Here is a 20,326-nt window from a genome sequence, read left to right on the forward strand (position 1 = left end):
ACCACCACCTGGACCGACGTCACCGGCACCGCGACCACCACCAGCACCGCCGACCCGCTGCGCGTCTACGAGGCCCGGTCCCGCCTCGTCACCGACGACCTGCCCGACTGACACCCGCATCGAACCACCCGCGAGATCGACCCGAGCGGCCGAGATCGACCCTCAGAAGGCCGATCTCGCGACGCACAGGCCGATCTCGCGTGGTGGTTGCTCAGGCGAGCGACACCTCGACGCCTCCGGAGAGGAACGAGTCGTGGAGCGTGATCGTCGCCGGGACGGCGTCGGCGGGGACGTCGAACACGACGGTGCCCTCGACGCTGTTGCCCGGGTTGATGTCGGTGAGGAACGAGTTCGCGTCGCCGAGGTAGATCGCGGCGCTCGAGTCCGCGGAGTGCTCGCGCCCGGCGGTGTCGACGAGCTTCTGGCTGCTGCCGTCGAACATCTGCGCCTGGTCGCCGATGTTCGTCACCGTCATGTGCACGAGCACGAACTGTCCCTGCGCCTGCGCGTTGAGGTACTCGTCGCCGACCGTCGCGACGCCCGTCTCCACGGACGTCACGGTGAACTCGAACTTGCCGTCGCGCACGGCCGTCCCGACGCCCGGCGCCGCGGGCGCCGGCTCGTCCGCGGCGGGCTCCTCCGGGACGGGCTCGGCCTCGGGCGCCTCGTCCGCCGTCCCGGGCTCGACCGCGCCGTCCGTTCCGGCGACGGCGGCGGGCGTGGACGGCTCGTCGTCTCCCCCGCCGCCGAGGCTCGCACCGACGACGGCGAGCAGCACGACGACGCCCACTCCCGTGAGCACCTTGTGCTGCGCGAACCAGTTCTTGCGCGGCGGCGTCGGCCCGACGGGCGGCTGCGCACCGAGGTGCGGCTGCCCGGGCTGTCCCGGGTACGGGGGCTGGCCGGGGTACCCGGCCTGGCCCGGGTACGGGGTCGCGGACGCGTGTCCGGACGCCGCCCCCTGCAGGGGTGAGCTAGAGGGCTGGCCTGCGGGCGCCGTCGGGCCCTGCTGGGCCGGGTGCTGCGCGGGCTGCTGGGGGAACGTGCCCCCGCTGGGTGCGGACATCGTGATCTCCTCGTCTCGGCCGCACCGTGGTCGTGCGGCAGGTGCGGTGGTCGTCGCTGCGTTCGAGGACGATCGTGTCTGCGAGGGGGCGGTCAGCGGATCGGCCGAGCGGGTCGTCCCCGCGAGCCGGTCGGGGGACCCCGAGCGTCGGCCCCGAGCCGATCGGGGGACGTCCGACGTCGGCGCCCGTGCGTATGCTCGCCGCATGTACCCCCCTCCGCAGCAGCCTGGTGGCCCCGCGGTGCCGCCCGGCGCCGCGGGGCCACCGCCGTACCCGGGCCGACCGGCGCCCGGCCCGCCTGTCCCCCCGCCCGGCCCGGTCTCCTACGGCGTGCCGTACGGCCCGGCGCAGCCCGTCCCGTACGACGCCGGGTGGCGCCCGACGCCGGCCCCTCGCCCCGGAGGGGCGCGCCGGTTCTGGTCCGCGGCCGGGACCGCCGTCGCCGTGGCGGCGACGTTCTTCGTGGGCGTGCTGGGCATGTCCTTCGACGCCACACGCCACGGCCCCCAGATCAGCGGCGGCCAGCTCGGGCTCGCGATCCTGTGGATCGTCCTGGCGGCGTGCGTGTCGGCCGCGGTGGTCTGGCGCATCCGCTCTCCGCTCGCCGTCTGCCTCGGCACCGCGGCAGCAGGGATCCTCACGCCCGTCGGCGCGCTCGCGCCGCTGCTCGCGCTGCCGTTCGTCCTCGCGCGCGAGCAGCGCCGTCCGGTGCTCGCCGGCGCCGTCGCGGCGACCGCCGCCGCCGTGGGCGCCTCGTTCTGGCGGGACGCGGCGCGCGGCGGCGACGCCGTGATCTTCTCCTTCCGGCCGACGGACGGCGGAGAGACGTCCTACCTGGCGCCCGCCGGCTACGTCGTCATCGGCGCGCTGCTCGTCGCGGTGTCCGTCGGGGCGGGGCTGGTGCGCCGCTACGCGGGGCGTGCGCACGTCGCGCAGCAGACCGCCGCCGTCGAGACGCGCCGCGCGGAGACGCTGCGCACCCACGCCGAGGACCTGCGCTCCCAGACCGACCAGCTCCGCACCGAGATCTCCCGCCAGGACGAGCGCGAGCTCATCGCGCGCGAGATGCACGACACCGTCGCCCACAACCTGTCGGTCATGTCGCTGCAGGCCTCGGCGCTCGAGGTGACGACCGACGACCCCGAGGTCGTCGACGCCGCCCGGACCATGCGCTCGTCCGCCCACCGCGCGCTCGAGGAGATGCGCGCGCTCATCACGTCGCTGCGCGACGGCGCCGAGCAGTACACCGGCTCCGCGCCGGCGCTCGGCGACCTGGCGACGCTCCTCGACGACGCCCGCTCGTCCGGCGTCGACCTCGCCGCGACCGTGTTCGTCACGGACGCCGACTCGGCACCGCCCGCGCTCACGCGCGCGGTGTACCGGGTGGTGCAGGAGGCGCTGACGAACGTGATGAAGCACGCGCCGGGTGCGCGTGCGGACGTCGACGTGCGCGCGCGTCCCGGGGACGGCGTGGACCTCGCCGTGCGCAACGCCCTGACGGCGGACGCGTCCGGCGTCCCGGGCAGCGGCAACGGGATCGTCGGGATGCGCGAGCGCTGCGAGGCGCTCGACGGGACGTTCTCCGCGGGCGTCGAGGACGGACGGTTCGTCGTCCGCGCCCACCTCCCGTGGGAGCGGCCCGCGCCATAGCTGTCACGCACCCCGCAGGACGAGGTCGGCACCGGCGTCGACGAGCATGCTCCGGACCGTAGGGGCCACGGGCTGCCTCCCGCGGTCCGCGGGCGCGGTCACGGAACAGCACCCGCGGTGCCGCTCATCGGCCGAGCGGCACCGCGGGTGGTCCTCCCAGGATGCGCCTACGCGCAGGTGAGCGCGTCGTACGCGGCCGTCACCTCCGTCGTCGCGCCCGTGACGTCGGTGACGACGACGAGCGCCTCGCCGGCGTCGAGCGCACCGCGGGCCTTGAACGACTGGTAGGCGTTCTTGCCCGGGTCGACCTGGGCGAAGGACCGCTCGCCGTGGTCCGTCCGCAGGGCGATCGCGACGGTCTCGTCGCCGTCGTTGGTCGCGCGGACGGCGAGGTACGGGGTCCCGGCGAGGCAGCGGGGCTGCGCGGTGACGGTGACCTGCGGGTCGACGGGCGGGGCCTCGGCCGGGAAGACGTCGAGCGCGTCGAGCTCGGTGTACCAGGTGAGCTTGGTCAGGGCGACGGTGTTCCAGCCCTCCTTCAGCTCGACCTCGTGCGTCACGGACTGCCAGTTGCCCCACGTGGTGTGCGGGAACGTGACGACGCCGGCGTCCGCGCCGTTCACCGTGACGGTGCTCGACGAGGCGAGCGTGTAGCCGCCCCGCTCGGAGCCGTTCGCGAACCGGACGCCGAGCGTGTACGCCCCGGCCTCGTCGGCGTGGACCTGGAGCGCGACGGAGCTGTCGAGGAAGTCGAGGCCGCCGACCTTCTGCCCGCCCGAGGCGCCCGCGGCGCTCCCGACCGAGCCGCGCGTGATGACGCCGTCCTCGAACTCGTACCGCGTCGCGTCGGACGGGATGACGGGCGGGGCGGACGGGCGCGGGTCGCGGGTCGCGGGGTAGACGTCGAACGCGTCGAGCTCGGTGTAGAACGTCGCACGGGTCAGGGTGATCGTGTTGGTGCCCGCGACGAGGTCGACGAGGTGCTCGGACGTCTGCCAGTTGCCCCACGTGGTGTGCGGGAAGACGACGGTCTCCGCGACCACGCCGTTGACGGCGAGCGTGCTCGTGGAGGGCACGCGCGTCGAGCCGTCGAGGGAGCCGTTGGCGAACCGGATGCCCAGCAGGGCCGGGCCCGCCTCGTCGGCGTGCACCTCGACCGTCACGGACGAGTCCGCGAAGTCCAGGCCACCGACCTTCGCCCCGCCCGACGCCCCGCCGTCGGCCACGACGCGCGCGTTCGTGACGACGCCGTCCTCCGCCTGGTAGCGGTCGGACGCCTGCGGGACGAACGGGACGCCGTCGGCCGTCCACTCGAGGTCCGCGACGTACATCGCGCGGTACGTGAACGCCTCGTTCCACCCGTGGAAGACGAGGACGTCCGAGCCGTCCGGCGCGGTGACGACGTCCTGCCCGCCCGGGCCGCGCACGTCGCCCTGGAACCGGTCGCTCGTGAGGAGCTCGGTCGTCGCCTTGGTCCACGGGCCCGCGAGGCTCGACGCCGTCGCGTACGACGTGCGGTACGCCCCGCCGTAGAAGTCGTTCGCGGAGTAGAAGAGGTAGTAGGTGCCGTCGCGCTCCAGGAGCGTCGGGCCCTCGACGACGCGGCCCTCGTAGGGCGTATCGACGCGGACGAGCTCGACGGGCGGGCCCGTGAGCGTCGTGCCGTCGGGCGAGAGCGGCTGGGCGAAGATGATCGCCGTCTTGCCCGCGCAGCAGTTCCCGTCGGCCTTCCACAGCAGGTAGAGCTGGTCGCCGTCCACGAACGTCGCGGCGTCGATCGCGCCGCCGAGGTCCTCCGTGCCGGCCTCGCCGTTGGGGCAGACGATCGGGTCGTCACCGACGGGGACGAACGGACCCTCGGGGGTGTCGGACAGCGAGAGCCCGATGCACTGGCGCGGGCTCGTCGCGTCGCGCGCCGTGTAGTAGAGCGCGTAGCCGCCCTCGACCGCGGACACCTCCGGGGCCCAGACGCAGCGGTCGGTCGCGCCGCCCGGGGAGAACGTGCACGACTCGCTGACCCACGCGCCGAGGTCGGGCGCCGCGTCGGTCGGGGCGCTCCAGGTGACGAGGTCCGTCGACGTGCGGTGCTGCACGTTCTGGCCCTGGTCGTTGGTCGCGTAGGCGTGGTAGACGCCGTCGACGAGCAGGATGTCGGGGTCGGGGAAGTTGGCGTCGACGACCGGGGAGATCGTCGGCTCGGCGGCGGCCGCCGGTGCCGCGGTGGACGCGGTCGGCAGGGTCGGCGCCGCTGCGGCGGCGGCCGCGCCCGAGACCGCCAGCCCGAGCGCGACCAGCGCGCTCGTGACAGCGGTAGCACGCGAGCGCGCGCGGGACAGGGAGAGCTTCATCGGGTGTCCTCTCGACGATGAGGGGGCAAGAACCCGGGACGGCGTCGACCTCGGGGATTCGAGTGTCCCGGGCCGACCCACACAAGTCAACAACTTCTCGCAAGAATCAACATCCACGCTCCGGGTGCGGGGCGCGACGGGGCGCGAGGTCGTGCGACACGTGGCGACATGGTGCGACACGTGGCGGCGTCGGTGGAGAACGGTCGGCGAGCCGGTTCCCCCGCGCGGGAGGCGCGGAGCCCGCTCCGCCGCCGGTAGCGTCGCGGTCGTGAGCTTCTGCAGCAGGGACTCCTGGTGAGCGCGCGGGCCGTCGTCGTGGGCGGCGGGATCGGAGGGCTCGCGTCCGGCGTGGCGCTCGCGAGCGCCGGATGGGACGTCACCGTGCTGGAGCGCGCGCCGTCGCTCGAACCGGTCGGGGCGGGGATCGCCGTCGCACCGAACGCCGTGCGGGCGCTCGCGGCGCTCGGGCTCGGCGACCGGCTGCGCGACCTTGCCGCCCTCCAGGGCGAGGTCGGGCTGCGCCGACCCGACGGGCGCTGGCTCGTCCGCGCGAACGCCTCCGCCGCGAGCGCCCGGTTCGGCGACCAGACGCTCGTGCTCCACCGCGCCCAGCTCGTCGGGCTGCTCGCCGACGCCCTGCCCGACGGCGCGCTGCGGCTCGGCGTCGACGCCGCCGTCGTGGACCCGGGCGACGCGGGACGGCCCGCGCGAGTGCGGTTGCGCGACGCCGTCGGGCGGGAGGGCGACGGACCACGACAGGGTGACGCGCCCGCGGACGAGGAACGGTCGTCGGACCGGTCGAGCGTCGACGGCGGGTCGCCCGGCAGCACCGAGGAGATCGAGGCTGCGCTCGTCGTCGCGGCGGACGGCATCGACTCGCCGACCCGGCGCCGCTGGTGGCCGGAAGCGCCCGGGCCGGTCCCGGGCGGGTCGACGGCGTGGCGGCTCGTCGCGGACGCGCCGCCGACCGAGCCGGGTGGCGAGGTCGGGAGCGAGACGTGGGGTCGCGGGATCGTCGTGGGAGTCGTGCCGCTCGCCGACGGACGCGTGTACGCCTACGTGTCCGTCGCGGACGCGGCCGGAGTGCCCGCCTCGTTCGCCGAGCTGCGCGAACGGCTCGCCGACTGGCACGCACCCATCCCACGACTGCTCGCCGCGGTGGATCCCGGCCAGGTGCTGCGCCACGAGCTGCGGCAGCTCCCCGCTCCCCCGGCCTCCCTGGTCACCGGCCGTGTCGCGCTCGTCGGGGACGCGGCGCACGCCATGCTGCCGAACGTCGGGCAGGGCGGGTGCCAGGCGCTCGAGGACGCGGTGGTGCTGGGCGTACGGGCGGGCTGCCTCGCGGGGACGAGCCCCGACCGTGGACGCGGTGGCCGCGCGGATCTCGCGGCGGTGCCGGAGGCGCTGCGGCGATGGTCCGACGAGCGGCGGCCCCGCGTCCTGAAGGTCATGAGGATGTCGGCGCAGATGGGCGGGATCTCGCGGACCGTCTCCCCCGTCGCGACGGCCGTGCGCGACCTCGGCGCGCGCCTCGCCGGACCGTGGAGCCCCGCGCTCGGCGCGTGGGCGCTGCGCGGCGTGCTCGGCTGGCGCCCACCGGCCTGAGCAGACGAGCTCCGCGCCGTCGGACGAGCTCCCTACCTGCTCGACCAGTACTCGAAGCAGCGCTGCGCCTCGGTGAACCACGCGTCCTTGCCCGCCGTGAACCCACGCCCCGGTTCCCCGCCGGACTTCCCCACGACCAGGACGGCGAGCGACGGTTCACCGGCGTCGATGCACACGGTCGACACCTTGTCGAGGATCCGCGAGACGTGGCCCGGCAGAGGGATCTTCCGGTCGATCCCCACGGCACGGCCCAGCTCGCCGTACGTCAAGAGCGAGCGGCGCATCGCCGCGACGATCAGCGCCGCGCGCGCCTGCGAGGCCATGAGCTCGTAGTCCACCGTTCTCCTCCGTCGCAACCCGTGGACCGCCGTACGCGGCCCGTGGCGGCACCCAGCATGAGGGACACGAGGTGAACTGTCAGCCACCGGCGCGACACTTCACCCGCAGCACGCCGTGGGCGACCGTCGATAGGGTCGCCTCGTGATCAGGGTGCTGGTCGTCGACGACGACCCGATGGTGCGACGGCTGCTCCGGACGATCCTGCGACCGGACGACATCGAGGTCGTCGCCGAGGCTGCGGACGGCGACGAGGTGGTGACCGCCGTGCAGGCCCACCACCCCGACGTCGTGCTCATCGACCTGCGGATGCCGCGGGTCGACGGCGTGGCCGCCACGCGTTCCGCGCGGGGGCTCGCGGACCCGCCCGGGGTCATCGCCATGACGTCGTTCGACACCGAGGCCGTCATCCTCGACGCCGTGCACGCCGGCGCGTCGGGCTTCCTCGCCAAGGACGCCTCCCCGGAGGAGATCGTGGCCGCCGTGCGGGCCGTCGCTGCCGGCGACGGCGCGCTCTCGCCGCGCGCCGCACGGACCGTAATGGCTCAGGTCAGCGCCGCGCCGGGTGCAGCCGGGCGCCGCGAAGCGTCGGAGAAGCTCGCCGCGCTGACCGAGCGCGAGCTCGACGTCGCGCGGCTCGTCTCGGAAGGCCTCTCCAACGCCCAGATCGCGCAGCGGCTGTTCCTCGGCGAGGCGACCGTCAAGACCCACCTCGCCGCCGCGTCGGCCAAGCTCGGCGTCACCAACCGCGTGCAGCTCGCGGTGATCGTGACGCAGTCCGACACCGGCCCCGCGTAGCGATCAGCTCCCGCACGGTCCACGGGTCGTCGACGTCCGCGACCGCGGTCCCGAGCGGCGGGCGGGCGGAAGCCCGACGTCGGGCGGCCGGCATCGTCCTCGCGGTCGCCCGCGACGCGTCCGGGGACGTCCTGCGTCGCGTCCGGCTCGACGGACCCGACGCCGACGACCTCACCGCGCACTTCCTCGCGTGGGGCGCCGCCCGCGCCGCCGCGGGAGAGACCTGGGCGACCGGAGCGCTCGGCCCGGTGCAGGCGTTCGGCGTCAACGCGCTGCTCGCGGCAGCGCGCGAGGCAGGCATCACCGTGACGACCGGTCGCTGACGCCCGCGCTCCCCACCGCCGGGCGACGCGTGAGTCCTCGGGGACACCGCGGCCGGTCAGCGCGCCGCGAGCGCCTCGCGCAGGATCCGCACGGCCCGGGGCCCGACCCCGTGCAGGGCGAGCAGCTCTCGATCGCTGAGCCGCGCGACGTCGGACAGCGTGGTAATCCCCGCACCGGCGAGCGCGCGCGTGGCCGGGCGTCCGATGGCGGCGGGGAGGTCGCCGACGGACCCCGGCTCCGCGGCGTCGGCCGCGACGAGAGCAGCCCCGAGCCGTTGCGGCGCGCGGGCGAACCACGCGCGCCGCACCCAGTGGTTGGCCTGCTGGCCGTCGAGGGCGGCGAGCGGCACGCTCGCGCCGAGCAGGTGGTCGCCACGGGTCCACCGGCGCCCGGTGGGGTGCTCGGCGAGCACGCGCGCGACGTCGTCGTCCGCGAGGCGGAGCTGCACGACGGCGTCCCGCGTCACCGCCGCGAACCGTCGCCCGCGCACTACGAAGGACACAGTCCCGGTGGCCGCGTCCTCTGCCACCTCGGGCAGGGCGAGCGCGGCCGCGCGGACCTGCGCGAGCGTCGTCATGCCGCCACCCTGCCACGCATCGTGACGGTGCTCGAGGCCAGCACGCGGTCATCGACCGCCAGCCAGGGTGTCGTCGACCGTGTTCGGCGCAAGACGATCGTCGACCCCATGGTCCGCGGGAGCATGACAGCGGTCGCTCGTAGGATCGGGATGATGTCTGACCACACCACGAGGGCGTCCTTCCCGGACCCTCGGCACGACGAACCGCCTCTCCCGCCGTCCGCCGCTCTCGCGCGCAAGGTCGCCGACCAGAGGGCCATCCTGCGGCTGGTGGGCAACGACGGGTCCGTCGACGACCTGCCGCGCACGCCCGAGGGCCTCCTGGCCCCGCCGTCGAGCGTCGGGACGAAGATTCGCAACGGCGTGCTGCTCGTGCTGCTGTCCGGGGGCTTCGTCTGGCTCGTCACGGTCAACGCGTGGGACCACGACGGCTTCTTCCCGTGGTTCTGGAACGTCGTGTGGACGATCTTCCCGTGGGTGTTCCTCGGCCCGCTCTGGGCCGGGTACGCGCGGTCGCTGCGGCGGTCGCGCGACGACGCCCCGCTCTACGCCCAGTACCACCGCAACCGGAAGGCCGCGGTCCGCGAGGAGGGCGTCGTGACCGCGTCGGTCACCGACCGCACGGACTCGGGCGGGGTCGCGCAGTGCGTGGTCCGCGTGCGGCACGGCGCGCTCACGACGACGGTCACGCGTCTCGCGCCGGTGACGAACCTGCTCCCGTCGGAGGTCCCGCAGCCCGGCGACCCGGTGGTCGTGTGGCGCCTGCCCGGGGAGCGGGTCGTGGTGCAGGCGCGCCGCGACCGCACGCGCGCCCTGCACGACGCCGCACGGGCGGCTGCCCCCGGCGCCGTCACCGACGCGCCGGTCACCGCGTCCCCGGTGGCCGAGTCGCCGGTCGCCGAGTCCCTGAGCCCGGTGACCCCGAGGACACCGGAGGACACGCCTGCCTGGGGCTCACCCACGCCGGCCTCGTCGACGACCACGACCACCACGACCCGGACGACCCGCGGCGGGGGCGCTCCCGAGGTCACCCTGCAGCACGGGATCGCGGCGGCGCTCTCGGAGCTCGCGCACCTGCACGCCTCGGGTGCCCTGACCGACGACGAGTTCGCCGCGGCGAAGCGGATGCTGCTCGGCGGGTCCTGACCGACCGGACGCCCCGGCGAGGACGGCGCACCCAACCGACCGGGCGCGCGTCGTCGGACCCACCCCTGCTGCGCCGTCGAGCACGACATCCGTGTCGTTCTGAGCCCGATAACGACGTCGATGTCGTGTTCGGCGCCGGTCCGGAGTCCCGGCAGACTGTCCCCGTGAGCAGCCGCCCGCCCCGTCCCCCGCACCGGACCGGCATGGTGTGGACCGCCGTGCCCGGCGGGGTGCGGGGGCGCGAGCGCCTGACGCCGGTCGTCGACTACCTCGCGGTCCTGCTCGTCCTGCTCGTGCTCTTCGGCGGGTCGGTGTGGTTCGTCGTGTGGCTGCTGCTCCAGGAGGAGGGGGTCGCAGCGGCGGTCTCGTGCTTCCTGGTCGTCGGCTTCGGCGTCGCGCTGATGGCCTACGTGCGCGGGCCGTCGAACCAGGCCGTCGTCCTGCGCCCGCACGAGATCGAGCTGCCGGTGGGGCCGGAGCCGGCACGCGTCGTCGTGCGGTGGGACGACGTCGCAGGGGTGCGGGTGCTGGAGGGCGAGCGGCGTCCGGCGCTGCGGGTCGAGCTGCGCGACGGCGCGCGGGCCCGGCACGCCGAGGGGGAGGACCTGCTCCAGGTCCGCCCGGCGAACGGGCCGGACCCGGACTCGGTCGACGTCGCGGACGCCGAGGCGGTCGCCCGCGTCCTGCGGCACCTGCTGGACCACCCGGAGGACCGCGCGCGCCTCGCGCAGCGCGGCGGGGTGGGCATCGTCCTCGCGTTCGCGCGCCCGGTCTACGGCGACCCACCTGCCTGACCCGGTCGCCGAGGTCGGCCGCCACCCGCCGAGAACGACCCTGCGCGCGGTCGAGAACGACCCTGCTGTCGTGATCGCGCCCAGAACGACAGCAACCCCGTGTTCGGCGGCGGGGGGTGGGGGGCGGGCGGAGCGCGCGGGTGGGGTCGGGGGGGCGGCCGGGGGGACGACGACGGCCCGAGCCCGCACCTGGGGGGTGCGGGGTCGGGCCGTCGTCGATCGGACTGGTTCGGTCGGACCGTCAGGCGTCGGTCAGCGGCGACCGATGTCGGACAGCTCGGCCGCGGCGATGATGAGCTCGCGCTCGGCGTCGTCGAGCACGCCGTCCCACACGAGGTCCTCGGTCACGAGGCTCACGTGGTCGACGAACTCGCGGTGCGTCGGGTACTCGTCGGTCTCGGCGACGTAGTCGTTCACGGTGCAGCCCGTGCCGTCGTCGTAGTTCTGGACGGTGCTGTCGTGGCCGTCGATGATGACGGTCGGACGCACGTCCGAGCCCACGCAGCGGTCGCGGACGAGCTGCAGCACCGTGAAGGTCACCTCGCCCGTCGTGACGTTGCCGACGCCGTCGACGGCGCGGTAGCGGACCACGTGCTGGCCGTCGGCCGCGAACGCGACCGGGGCCGCGTAGCGCTGCCAGGAACCGCCGTCGGCCTGGAACTCGATACGGTCGACGCCCGACTCCTCGTCGACCGCGGTCAGCGTGACCCGGGCGCTGGCGACGAAGTCGCCGTCGCGGGTCCGGCTGCCGCTGACGGCGGCCGTGACGACGGGGCCGTCGGTGTCGCCCGGCTCCTCGCCGCCCGCGATGACGAACGTCGCCGTCTTCAGGGCGGAGACGTTGCCCGCGACGTCCGTCGCGCGGTACGTGACGGTGTGCGCACCGGGGGTCCGCACGGAGATCTGCTTCGCGTACGGGAGCCACTCCCCGCCGTCGACCTGGTACTCGACCGAGGCGACGCCGGAGTCGGCGTCCGTCGCGAGGAGGCGCAGGAAGACGGTCGAGAGGTACTCGCCGGCATCGTTCTTCGTCCCGCCCATCACGCGGTGGTCGACCGTGGGGGCGACGGTGTCGCCGCCCTGGCCGGCCACGACGTCGAACGTGAGGCTCGCGGGCTCCGTGACGTTGCCCGCCACGTCGGTCGCGCGGTAGGCGAGCGTGTGCCGACCCGGCTCGTCGACGACAACGGCCTCGGTGTACTCGGTCCAGCCCGCACCGTCGAGGTCGTACTCGACGGACGCGACGCCGGAGCCGTCGTCGGTCGCGGTGAGCTGCACGGACGCGGAGCCGACGTAGGCGCCGTCCTCGTCCTGCGTGCCGCTGAGCTGCGTCTCGACGACGGGGGCCGTCGTGTCCTCGCCTGCGTCGGCGACGACGACGAACTCCGTGACGGACTCCTCGGACACGTTGCCCGCGACGTCGGTCGCCCGGTAGACGAGCGTGTGCTCGCCGGGCTCGTCGACGACGAGCGGCGCGGTGTACGGGGCCCAGCCGGCGCCGTCGAGGTCGTACTCGACGGTCTCCACGCCGGACGCGTCGTCCGTCGCGGTGAGCGTCGCCGTGGCGGACCCGACGAACGCGCCGTTGTCGTCCTGCTCGCCCGTGATCTCGGCGGTCACGGTCGGGGCGGTCGTGTCCTGCTCGCCGTCCTCGACGACCGTGAAGGTCACCGAGCCGACCTCGGACACGTTGCCCGCGACGTCGGTCGCGCGGTAGGAGACGGTGTGCTCGCCGAGCTCGGTGAACGGCACCGTCGTCGTGTAGGGCAGCCACGCGCCGCCGTCGACCTGGTACTCGACCGACGCGACGCCCGACCCCTCGTCCGAGGCGTGGAGCATGAACGCGGCCGTGCCGATGTACGCGCCGTTCTCGTCCTGCTGACCCATGACCATGGGCTCGACGGTCGGCGCGGTCGTGTCCTCCTCGACGTCGCCCTCGACGACGGTGAACTCCGCGGTCTGGGCCTCGGACGTGTTGCCCGCCGTGTCGGTCGCGCGGAACTGCAGGGTGTGCGCGCCGACCGCGTCGACGAGGAACGGCTCGGTGTACGCCTGCCAGCCCGCGCCGTCGAGGTCGTACTCGACCCCGGCCACGCCGGACTGGTCGTCGGTCGCGTCGAGCGTGACCGTGGCGCCGCCGACGTACGCGCCGTCGCCGTCCTGCTCGCCCGTGAGGAGCGCGGAGACCGCGGGTGCGGTCGTGTCGTCGCCCCCGCCGCCGTCGGTGACGACGAGCTCGCCCCACATCTCGCCGTGGCCGGGGATCGCGCAGAAGTAGCGGTAGGTGCCGGACGTGAGGGTCACGTCCTTCTCGTGCAGCCCGCCGTTCGCGTCGAACGGGCTCGCGAGGATGTTCACGTCGAGGTCGTGGTTGTAGCCAGCCGTCGACGTGTCGAACGTGAGCGTGTGGCTCATGCCGAACGTGCTGCCGGTCGCGATGCTGTTCTCGAACACGATCGTGGCCGGGCCGGCCTCGGCCGTGGCCGGGAAGGACTTGTAGTCGGTCACGCTGTTGTCCGCGGTCCAGGTGAGGACCTGCGCGGCGGCGACGGTGCTGCTCGCGACGGACGAGACGGCGGACGGTGCCGTCGCTGTGGGGGCCGCCGAGGCCGGGGCGACGGTGAGGACCGTCGTCGCGGTGAGTCCGGCGACCGTGGCGGCGAGGAACCGCCGCGCGCCGCGGCGGCGGGGGCCGCCGGGACTGGTACGTCGTTCCATGAGGGTGCACTCCTCCGGGGGTGTCTGGGGTTCTGTCGGGCTGGTCGGGCTGTCCGGGCATGGTCGGGGCGGGCCGTGCAGCCTGCCCCGAGGGGCGCCGTCGTGCGGCACGACGGCGGCCCCGGGGTCGGCGGGGACGGCCGGCCGGCCGCCCCCGCCGGGCGGTGCTACAGGTCCGCCACCCGGACGTCACGGAACTCGATGAGGTCCGAGTTCCCGTGGTTCTGCAGCCCGATGAACCCGCTGTCGAACTGGCGCAGGTCCGTGGGCGGGTCGCCCGCGCGGGACGACTGGATCCCCGGCGCGTTCTCGAACTCGTTGATGACGACGCCGTTGCGGATGATCGTGTAGTGCTGGCCCACGACCCGGATCTCGTACTCGTTCCACTCGCCCTTGGGCTTCTCCCCGCCGGTGTTCAGGCCGACCGGGTCGAAGTTGTAGACCGAGCCCGTCTTCTGCGGCTCGCCCGTGGGTCCGTCGTAGATCTGGATCTCGTGGCCGCAGTAGATCGCGACCCACGCCGGTGAGGTCTGCCCCTGGGCGCACTGCGCGTCACCCGGGTCGTTCGGGTTCGGGAACCGGGTGAACACGCCGGTGTTGGCGTGGTGGTCGCCCGCCGAGACGTCGCGGTACAGGAGCTTCACGGAGAAGTCCCCGAGCTCCTCGCCCGCGTACCAGAGCATCCCCAGGCCGCCGCTCGACTTGAGCGAGCCGCCCGGCTCGAGCGTGAACTTGCCGCCCGGAGCCTGGTACCAGTCGTACAGCGACTCCTGCGTGCCGTCGAAGATCGTGCGGTACCCGCCGGGGTACGCGCCGATCTGGGACCGGGCCGCCGCGTCGACGAGGCGAGCACGCTCGCGGTCGCTGATGCGGCTGTCGTCGTACAGGCCCTTGGCCACCGACTCGACGTGCGCCAGGAACCGGGCGTGGGTGCGCCACTCCTTCTCGTCCTGGAACAGGTCGGCGATGTTGCACGCGCCCAGGTCACGGTTCTCGACCGTGGAGTCCACGTCGCCGAAGAACACGGTCTCGCGGTCGTCGGGCAGCGTGCACGACGGCGAGCCGTCGGTCGTGACCGTGGCCGTCGAGCCGTCGGCGTACGTGACGGTGAGCTTGGCCTCGTAGTTCTTGACGCGCGGGTACTTGTGCTTCGGGTTGGCCTGACGCGAGGTCGAGCCGTCGCCGAACTCCCAGAGGTAGGAGACGCCACCGGAACGCGCTCCGGTGAACTGCACGGTCAGCGGGTCGCCCTGGATGCTCGTCGCGGACGCCGCCGGGGCCGGGGTCGGAGCCCCGCCCTGGTAGGTGATCCGCATGAGCTTCTGGTTCGGGTCGAGGCTGAAGAAGCCACCCGCGTAGTCGACCAGGTACAGCGCGCCGTCCGGACCGAACTTCGCGTCCATCCAGCTCTGCAGCAGCCCGTCACCGCGGCCGCCCGGGATGATCTGGCGCAGGTCCTCCATGAACACGGGCGCGTCCAGGTTCTCCGGGTCGACCGTCACCGCGACGCGGTTGTTCGAGTTCGACTGGTCGCCGATGAACCACTTGCCCTCCCAGTACGACGGCCACGCGACGTCGGACTCGGGGTCGACCTGCGACTGGCGGTAGGTCGGGCCGGACATGACGGCCTGGCCGCCACCCCGCAGCCACGGGATGGTGTAGGTCGCCTCGCTGTCGACGTACGACGGGATGCCGTTGCCGCGGTCCGGGAACACCGGGCCGCCGCCCGAGGGCGAGTACCAGATCATGTTGTCGCGCACCGGCGGGAGGTCGACGAGACCCGTGTTGCGCGGCGACGTGTTCTTCAGGTTGTCGCAGTCGTACCAGCCGGTGAGGACGCTCGCGTCCTCGTTGCTCCGGTCGCGGTACGGCTGCCCGTTACCCATGCAGTACGGCCAGCCCTGGTTGCCCGCGGACGTGATGATCGTCGCGGTCTCGTACTTCGCCGGGCCGAGGTCCGGGTTCGGGAGCGTCGCGTCCGGCCCGACCCAGGCCGCGGTCAGCCAGTCCGTGTCGGGGTCGATCTGCAGGCGCGAGATGTTGCGCACGCCCATGACGTAGATCTCGGGACGCGTCTTGTCCGCGGGGTACTCGCCCACGGGGAACAGGTTGTCGTCCGGGATCGTGTAGGTGCCGTCGTCCTCGGGGTGGATCCGCAGGATCTTGCCGTTGAGGTCGTTCGTGTTGCCGGCGGTGCGGCGCGCGTCCTGGAAGCTCAGGCCCGCGTACTCCTGCGTCCAGTTGTTGCCGGAGTAGCCGCTCGAACCACCGGACGAGTTGTTGTCGCCGGAGCCGATGTAGAGGTTGCCCTTGCTGTCGAACGCCATGCCGCCGCCCGCGTGGCAGCAGCTGTGGATCTGCGTCTCCCACTCGAGCAGGTCGACCCGCGTGCTCTGGTCGATCGTCGGCGTCGCGGGGTCGTAGGTGAACCGCGAGACCGTCCGGTAGCCCACGCGACGCTCACGGTCGATGTTCTCGTGCGGCATCCAGTACACGTACAGCCAGTGGTTGGTCGCGAAGTCGGGGTCGGGCACGATGCCGAGCAGGCCCTCCTCGTTCTTCACGAGCTCGTCGCCGCTGCCGCGGTTGCCCATGACGTCGAGCGTCGTGAGGAGCTTCGCCTCACCCGTCTCCGGGTCCCACTGGTGGATCGTGCCGCAGCCGAGGCCCACGTTCGGGTCGCTCCACGGGACGATCGGGCCGGTCGGGCAGGCGCCGCGGCCGATGTAGAAGACCGTGCCGTCGGGCGCGATCGTCAGGCCGTGCTGCTCGCCGTTCTGGTCGAGCGTGCCAGCCGTGTTCACCTTCGACAGGCGCTCGGCCTTGTAGTTCGACGCGATCGTGGCCTGGCAGTCGCCGCGCACGACGCCCGTCGTCCACTGCAGCGCGCCGAGGAGGTGCTCGCGGAACGTCGCGTCCTGCCAGCTCTCGGGCGTGCCGCCCATGCCGGTGAAGAACGAGCGTCCGCCGTCGTAGTCGCGGCACCACGAGACGGGCTGGAACGGGTTGGTCGTCGGGCCGGCGTCGGGGCCGGGCTCGAGCGTCGCGACCGTGTGCACGTCACCGGTCGGGTCGTCGGCCCAGTCCAGCCACCTGTCCTCGCGGTCCCACGTGAGCGGGAGGTCCGCCGTCGCGGGGTGCTGGCGGTCGACCAGGTCGACCGTGCGCTCCTCGAGCGGGATCTCCGGGTCGGGCTGCTCGACGGAGTCGGGGCCGAAGATCGAGAACTCGGCGAGCTGGACCTCGGCGTCGCCCGAGTTCGCGGTGACGTCCAGGCGGTACCAGCCGTACTCCGTCTCGTTCCCGACGTCGAACGTGCGCGGCTGGAAGCGCTGGGGGAAGTCCTCGTCGGTCCGCGTGTCGAGGTCGACCCACGTCTGCCCGTCGGTCGAGCCCTGGACCTTCCAGTTCTTCGGGTCGCGGCCCGCGGAGTCGTTCGCCGAGGTGATGCCGTACTTCACGAGCGCGACGGGCTTCTCCATGCGCAGCGTGAGCTGGCCCGTGCGGGCGAACGTCAGCCACTTGGTGTTGGGGTCGCCGTCGACGGCCTTGGCCGGGGTCTCGGCGGCCGGGCTGCGGCCGGTGCCGGTCGCCTCGGCGACCTTCTCCGCCGTCATCGTCGCGCCCTTGATCCGGGCGCCGACGAGGCCCTCGAACCACTTCGACGCCTCCTGGGCGCGCGCGGCGTCGCGCACGCCGAGGAAGCCGCCGCCGGCGTTGACGTACGCCTGGAGCGCGGCCTCCTGCTCGCCGCTCAGCTCGATGCCCTCCGAGGAGAGCATGACGACGCCGCGGTACTCGCCGAGCGTCGCCTCGCTGATCATGGCCGGGTCGGACGTCGCCTCGACGTCGAACCCGTTGGCGGCACCCAGCTCGGTCAGCGCCGCGGTCGCGGCGACGACCGGGTCGGCCTGCTCGTCGGGCGCGCCGTGGAACACGAGCACGCGCACGGCCGTCGTGGTCGCCGCGGTAGCCACGGGCCCGGCGGCCAGGGCCCCGCTCGAGGCGACCGCGCTGCTCGGCGCCGTGGCGACGGGCTGCGCCGCCGCCGGGATCACGGCGGCGCTCGCGACGAGCGCGGCGCTCGTGAGGCCCACGGTCATGGCCAGTAGTGCTCCTGGTCGGGAGCGTCCCCTCGTGGGGGATGTCGATCGTCTGGACAGCACTCTCCAACTCCTTCGTCATCGGTGCGGCGCTCCCGGGCGGGCCGGGAGCGGGTCGTGCTGGTGCGGGTGGTGCTGGTGCGGGGCCAGCCCGCGGCCCGTCGGTCCTGGATCAGCCGACGGCTCAGTGGCCGGCGTGCCCCGCGAGGTCGACGACGGCCGGCCCGGTCCCTCCGGCCGCGGCACCACCCGTGGTGGCCGCCGCGCCGTCGGTCGTCGCGGCCCCGCCCGACGGTGCCGACATCGTGTGGCTGGCGTGGCCCTGGAACCGGTCGATGGTCTCCTGCGCACCGGGCGGCATGGAGCCGTCGGCGTTGCGCACGAGGAAGACGCCCGCCATCCCGCCGTCGGAGTGGAACTGGACGTGGCAGTGGTACATCCACGCCCCGGGCCCGACCCCGAGGCCGGCGACGACCTGGAACCCGAACGCGTCGCCCGGGTTGAGGTCGCGGTTGTCCACGACCTGGCTCGTGTCGTACTGGTCCGCGAGGAGGCCCGTCCGGTTGTTCGCCCAGCGGTGGGCGTGCAGGTGGAAGGTGTGGAGCTGGTTCCCGTGGCCGATGCAGATGAACTCGACGCGCTCGCCGAGCTTCGCCTCGTACATCGGCGTGTTCGGCGCGACCTTGTTGTTGATCGTCATGTCGTTGAAGACCATCGTGAACTGCTTCTGCGGCAGCACGTCCCCGACGCGGCGCACGACGAGCGCGCCGTAGAGCCCGGCGGCGATCCCCTGCGTGCCGTGGTCGCCCCACGCGTGGTCGTGGTAGTGCCAGTAGCCGGCGCTGCCCGGCATCCAGATGCCGCGGTCACGCGCCATCTTGACGGTCGACCAGGTGTACGTCCGCGTCTCGCCCGGCTCGTTGAACGAGTTGTTGAAGGCGCTGCCGTCGCTGTTGACGTCGTAGTTCACGCCGTGCGGGTGGATCGACAGGCGCTTGTCCGTCGTGTTGACGAGCGTGATCTCGAGGGTCTCGCCCTCCCACATCTCGAGGATGGGGCCGGGGACCGTGGCCTTGCCGCGCTCCAAGCCGTAACCGACGAGCGTGTCGGAGATCCGCTCGGCGTACATCGTGATCTTGCGGACGTCGCCCACGGCGGTGGCTACCGCACCGGTGGCCGCCGCGCCGGTCGTGGTCGCGGCGGCGGCCGGGGGTGCCGCCGCGACGCTGCCGCCGGCGCCCAGCAGCAGGGCGGCCGCGGGGCTCGCGGCGACGACGCCGGCCCCCGCGAGGAGCGCCCGTCGCGAGAGCGGCCTGGCGGGCGTCTCGGTCTCGGTCGTCGGGTCGGGCATGGGGACTCCTTCCGGGCGTACGGGGTCGTCCGGGCGGCTCGCGGGCGCGCCGGACCGGCGTGCCGGCGCTCGCCGTCACGCTGACCGGCGCCACGGGTGCGCGCGGAGGTTCCCCGGGTGGTGCTGTGGGGGGCAGTGTGGGCAGGACTGGGTCGTGCGGGGGTGTCCCGCGTCGCAGAGGGTCGAGACGGTTCTCGGTCGTGCGGGGCTCGACCCGCGACCGGTGGGAGACCGACCGTGGGGCGAGGTCCGGGGCCGCCGTGGCCCCGCCGGGGCACGCGTCGGTGCGCGCCGTCGGCTGTCGGTCCGGACGTCGAGCTCCCCTGCTCCGGCGTCCGGTCCCCTGGTCGGTTCCAGGGGCAACGAGGTTTATGACACCGCAGTCAGAGGCCGATGTCAACAGATAGGCGAAAGTTGTGTCGACAACAAGCAAAAGTCCCCGGTCGGTCGACACTTCTTCGTGTCGTGGCCCGGGGACGCGCCCGGCACGGGGTGGCGACAGGGCCTCGGGAAGGCGGTCGACCACCCCGTGCTCGGGGGTCGCTCAGCACGCGCGCCGCGCGCCAGGTCAGGCGTCGAGCACCTCGCGCAGCGCGGCGGCGAACGCCGCCGGGTCGTTGTGCGGCGACCACTCGCTCACCATGAAGCCGCCGTGGTCGCCGGGGAACGTCACCGCCTCGACGCCCAGCAGCTCCGCGAGCGCCACGCCGCCCCTCCAGGCGAGCGTCCCCTCGCCCTGCGCGCTGACCGCCGGCACGACCCGCGTCCCCGACGCCCGCAGCACCGCGCCGTCGGGAGCCCAGGACGGCATCGTCGCGAGGTTCCGGCCGAGCAGCAGGTCGTCGCGCGACCCGTCGTCCTCCGCGGGGAAGCCGAACGTCGCCGGGTCGGGGGCCGGCCGCCCGAGGTAGTCGGCCGGGAGGGGGCCCACGTGGCTCACGAGCGCGACGAACTTCGCCATCGCCGGGCCGAACCCCTCCCGGCCGTAGGTCTCGACGATGTCCGCCTGCACCGTCGTCGCGAGCTCGGCGTCCTCGAGCAGCGGCGTGATCGGCGGCTCGTGCGACACGAACGTCCGCACGTCCCCCGGGTACCGCTCGACCCACGACAGCCCGACCACGCCGCCACCGCTCGACCCGAACACGTCCACCGGCCCCAGGCCGACCGCCGACGCCACCGCGTGCAGGTCGTCGGCGTGCGCCTCGACCGAGACCTCCCCGTCGGGCGCGAGCGTGCTGCGCTCGGTGCCGCGCGGGTCGTACGTGACGACCACCCTGTCGTCGAGCAGCCCGGCGAGCTGCTCGAACCCGGACGCCGCCATGGGCGACCCCATGACGACGACCGGCCGTCGGTCGCCCGCGACGTCCGGCGTCCAGACGTCGTAGGCGACGACCGCTCCCGGTACGTCCACCGTGTAGGTCTTGCGCTCGCTCATGCCGTCCTCCGTGTCGTCGTGCCCGCGGTCGTGCACCGGGGCTCCCGAGCGTTCTGACGACGACGACGAGGAGA

General features: G+C 73.8%; 13 protein-coding genes. 5 read left to right on the top strand and 8 right to left on the bottom strand.

Annotation, left to right across the window (positions count from 1 at the left end; translation table 11 throughout):
• Positions 1 to 211 precede the first annotated feature (211 nt).
• Positions 212 to 1,066, bottom strand: coding sequence for a DUF4352 domain-containing protein (locus ACTJIY_RS05590; RefSeq protein ID WP_440673568.1), 855 nt, complete (start codon positions 1,064 to 1,066; stop codon positions 212 to 214).
• A gap of 205 nt (positions 1,067 to 1,271) precedes the next feature.
• Here ACTJIY_RS05590 and ACTJIY_RS05595 point away from each other — a divergent pair, with 205 nt between their 5' ends.
• Positions 1,272 to 2,717, top strand: a complete 1,446-nt coding sequence (locus tag ACTJIY_RS05595; protein WP_440673567.1) for a sensor histidine kinase — start codon at positions 1,272 to 1,274, stop codon at positions 2,715 to 2,717.
• Between the two features lie 167 nt (positions 2,718 to 2,884).
• On the opposite strand, the gene ACTJIY_RS05600 is transcribed toward ACTJIY_RS05595, so the two are convergent.
• Positions 2,885 to 5,065, bottom strand: a complete 2,181-nt coding sequence (locus tag ACTJIY_RS05600; protein ID WP_440673566.1) for a family 43 glycosylhydrolase — start codon at positions 5,063 to 5,065, stop codon at positions 2,885 to 2,887.
• Between the two features lie 294 nt (positions 5,066 to 5,359).
• Between ACTJIY_RS05600 and ACTJIY_RS05605 the strand changes: the two genes are divergently transcribed.
• Positions 5,360 to 6,670, top strand: coding sequence for an FAD-dependent monooxygenase (locus tag ACTJIY_RS05605; RefSeq protein WP_440673565.1), 1,311 nt, complete (start codon positions 5,360 to 5,362; stop codon positions 6,668 to 6,670).
• 32 nt (positions 6,671 to 6,702) lie between these two features.
• On the opposite strand, the gene ACTJIY_RS05610 is transcribed toward ACTJIY_RS05605, so the two are convergent.
• On the bottom strand, positions 6,703 to 7,008 hold the full coding sequence (locus tag ACTJIY_RS05610) for a hypothetical protein (RefSeq protein ID WP_440673564.1): 306 nt from the start codon (positions 7,006 to 7,008) through the stop codon (positions 6,703 to 6,705).
• Positions 7,009 to 7,150: 142 nt separating this feature from the next.
• On the opposite strand from ACTJIY_RS05610, the gene ACTJIY_RS05615 reads away from it, so the two are divergent.
• Complete coding sequence (locus ACTJIY_RS05615) at positions 7,151 to 7,804, top strand: response regulator (protein ID WP_440673563.1); 654 nt, start codon at positions 7,151 to 7,153, stop codon at positions 7,802 to 7,804.
• Positions 7,805 to 8,183: 379 nt separating this feature from the next.
• Here the strand turns inward: ACTJIY_RS05615 and ACTJIY_RS05620 are convergent, their stop codons facing one another.
• Positions 8,184 to 8,705, bottom strand: a complete 522-nt coding sequence (locus tag ACTJIY_RS05620; RefSeq protein WP_440673562.1) for a hypothetical protein — start codon at positions 8,703 to 8,705, stop codon at positions 8,184 to 8,186.
• Positions 8,706 to 8,858: 153 nt separating this feature from the next.
• On the opposite strand from ACTJIY_RS05620, the gene ACTJIY_RS05625 reads away from it, so the two are divergent.
• Complete coding sequence (locus ACTJIY_RS05625; protein WP_440673561.1) at positions 8,859 to 9,851, top strand: SHOCT domain-containing protein; 993 nt, start codon at positions 8,859 to 8,861, stop codon at positions 9,849 to 9,851.
• 164 nt (positions 9,852 to 10,015) lie between these two features.
• Positions 10,016 to 10,645, top strand: coding sequence for a glycosyltransferase (locus ACTJIY_RS05630; RefSeq protein WP_353708197.1), 630 nt, complete (start codon positions 10,016 to 10,018; stop codon positions 10,643 to 10,645).
• Positions 10,646 to 10,897: 252 nt separating this feature from the next.
• Here ACTJIY_RS05630 and ACTJIY_RS05635 read toward each other — a convergent pair whose 3' ends face one another.
• The 4 genes from ACTJIY_RS05635 to ACTJIY_RS05650 form a co-directional block, all read right to left on the bottom strand.
• Positions 10,898 to 13,363 carry an OmpL47-type beta-barrel domain-containing protein gene (locus tag ACTJIY_RS05635; protein ID WP_440673560.1) on the bottom strand — a complete coding sequence of 822 codons (2,466 nt, stop codon included), beginning with the start codon at positions 13,361 to 13,363 and terminating at the stop codon, positions 10,898 to 10,900.
• Positions 13,364 to 13,530: 167 nt separating this feature from the next.
• Positions 13,531 to 17,466 carry a ThuA domain-containing protein gene (locus ACTJIY_RS05640; protein ID WP_440673559.1) on the bottom strand — a complete coding sequence of 1,312 codons (3,936 nt, stop codon included), beginning with the start codon at positions 17,464 to 17,466 and terminating at the stop codon, positions 13,531 to 13,533.
• Between the two features lie 184 nt (positions 17,467 to 17,650).
• Positions 17,651 to 18,817 (bottom strand): multicopper oxidase domain-containing protein, encoded by a 1,167-nt coding sequence (locus ACTJIY_RS05645; protein ID WP_253054435.1) that lies wholly within the window; start codon positions 18,815 to 18,817, stop codon positions 17,651 to 17,653.
• A gap of 568 nt (positions 18,818 to 19,385) precedes the next feature.
• Positions 19,386 to 20,252 carry an alpha/beta fold hydrolase gene (locus ACTJIY_RS05650; protein ID WP_353708195.1) on the bottom strand — a complete coding sequence of 289 codons (867 nt, stop codon included), beginning with the start codon at positions 20,250 to 20,252 and terminating at the stop codon, positions 19,386 to 19,388.
• Positions 20,253 to 20,326: the final 74 nt, after the last annotated feature.

The organism is Cellulosimicrobium sp. 22598, assembly GCF_052044445.1.
Taxonomy (GTDB): Bacteria; Actinomycetota; Actinomycetes; order Actinomycetales; family Cellulomonadaceae; genus Cellulosimicrobium; species Cellulosimicrobium cellulans_G.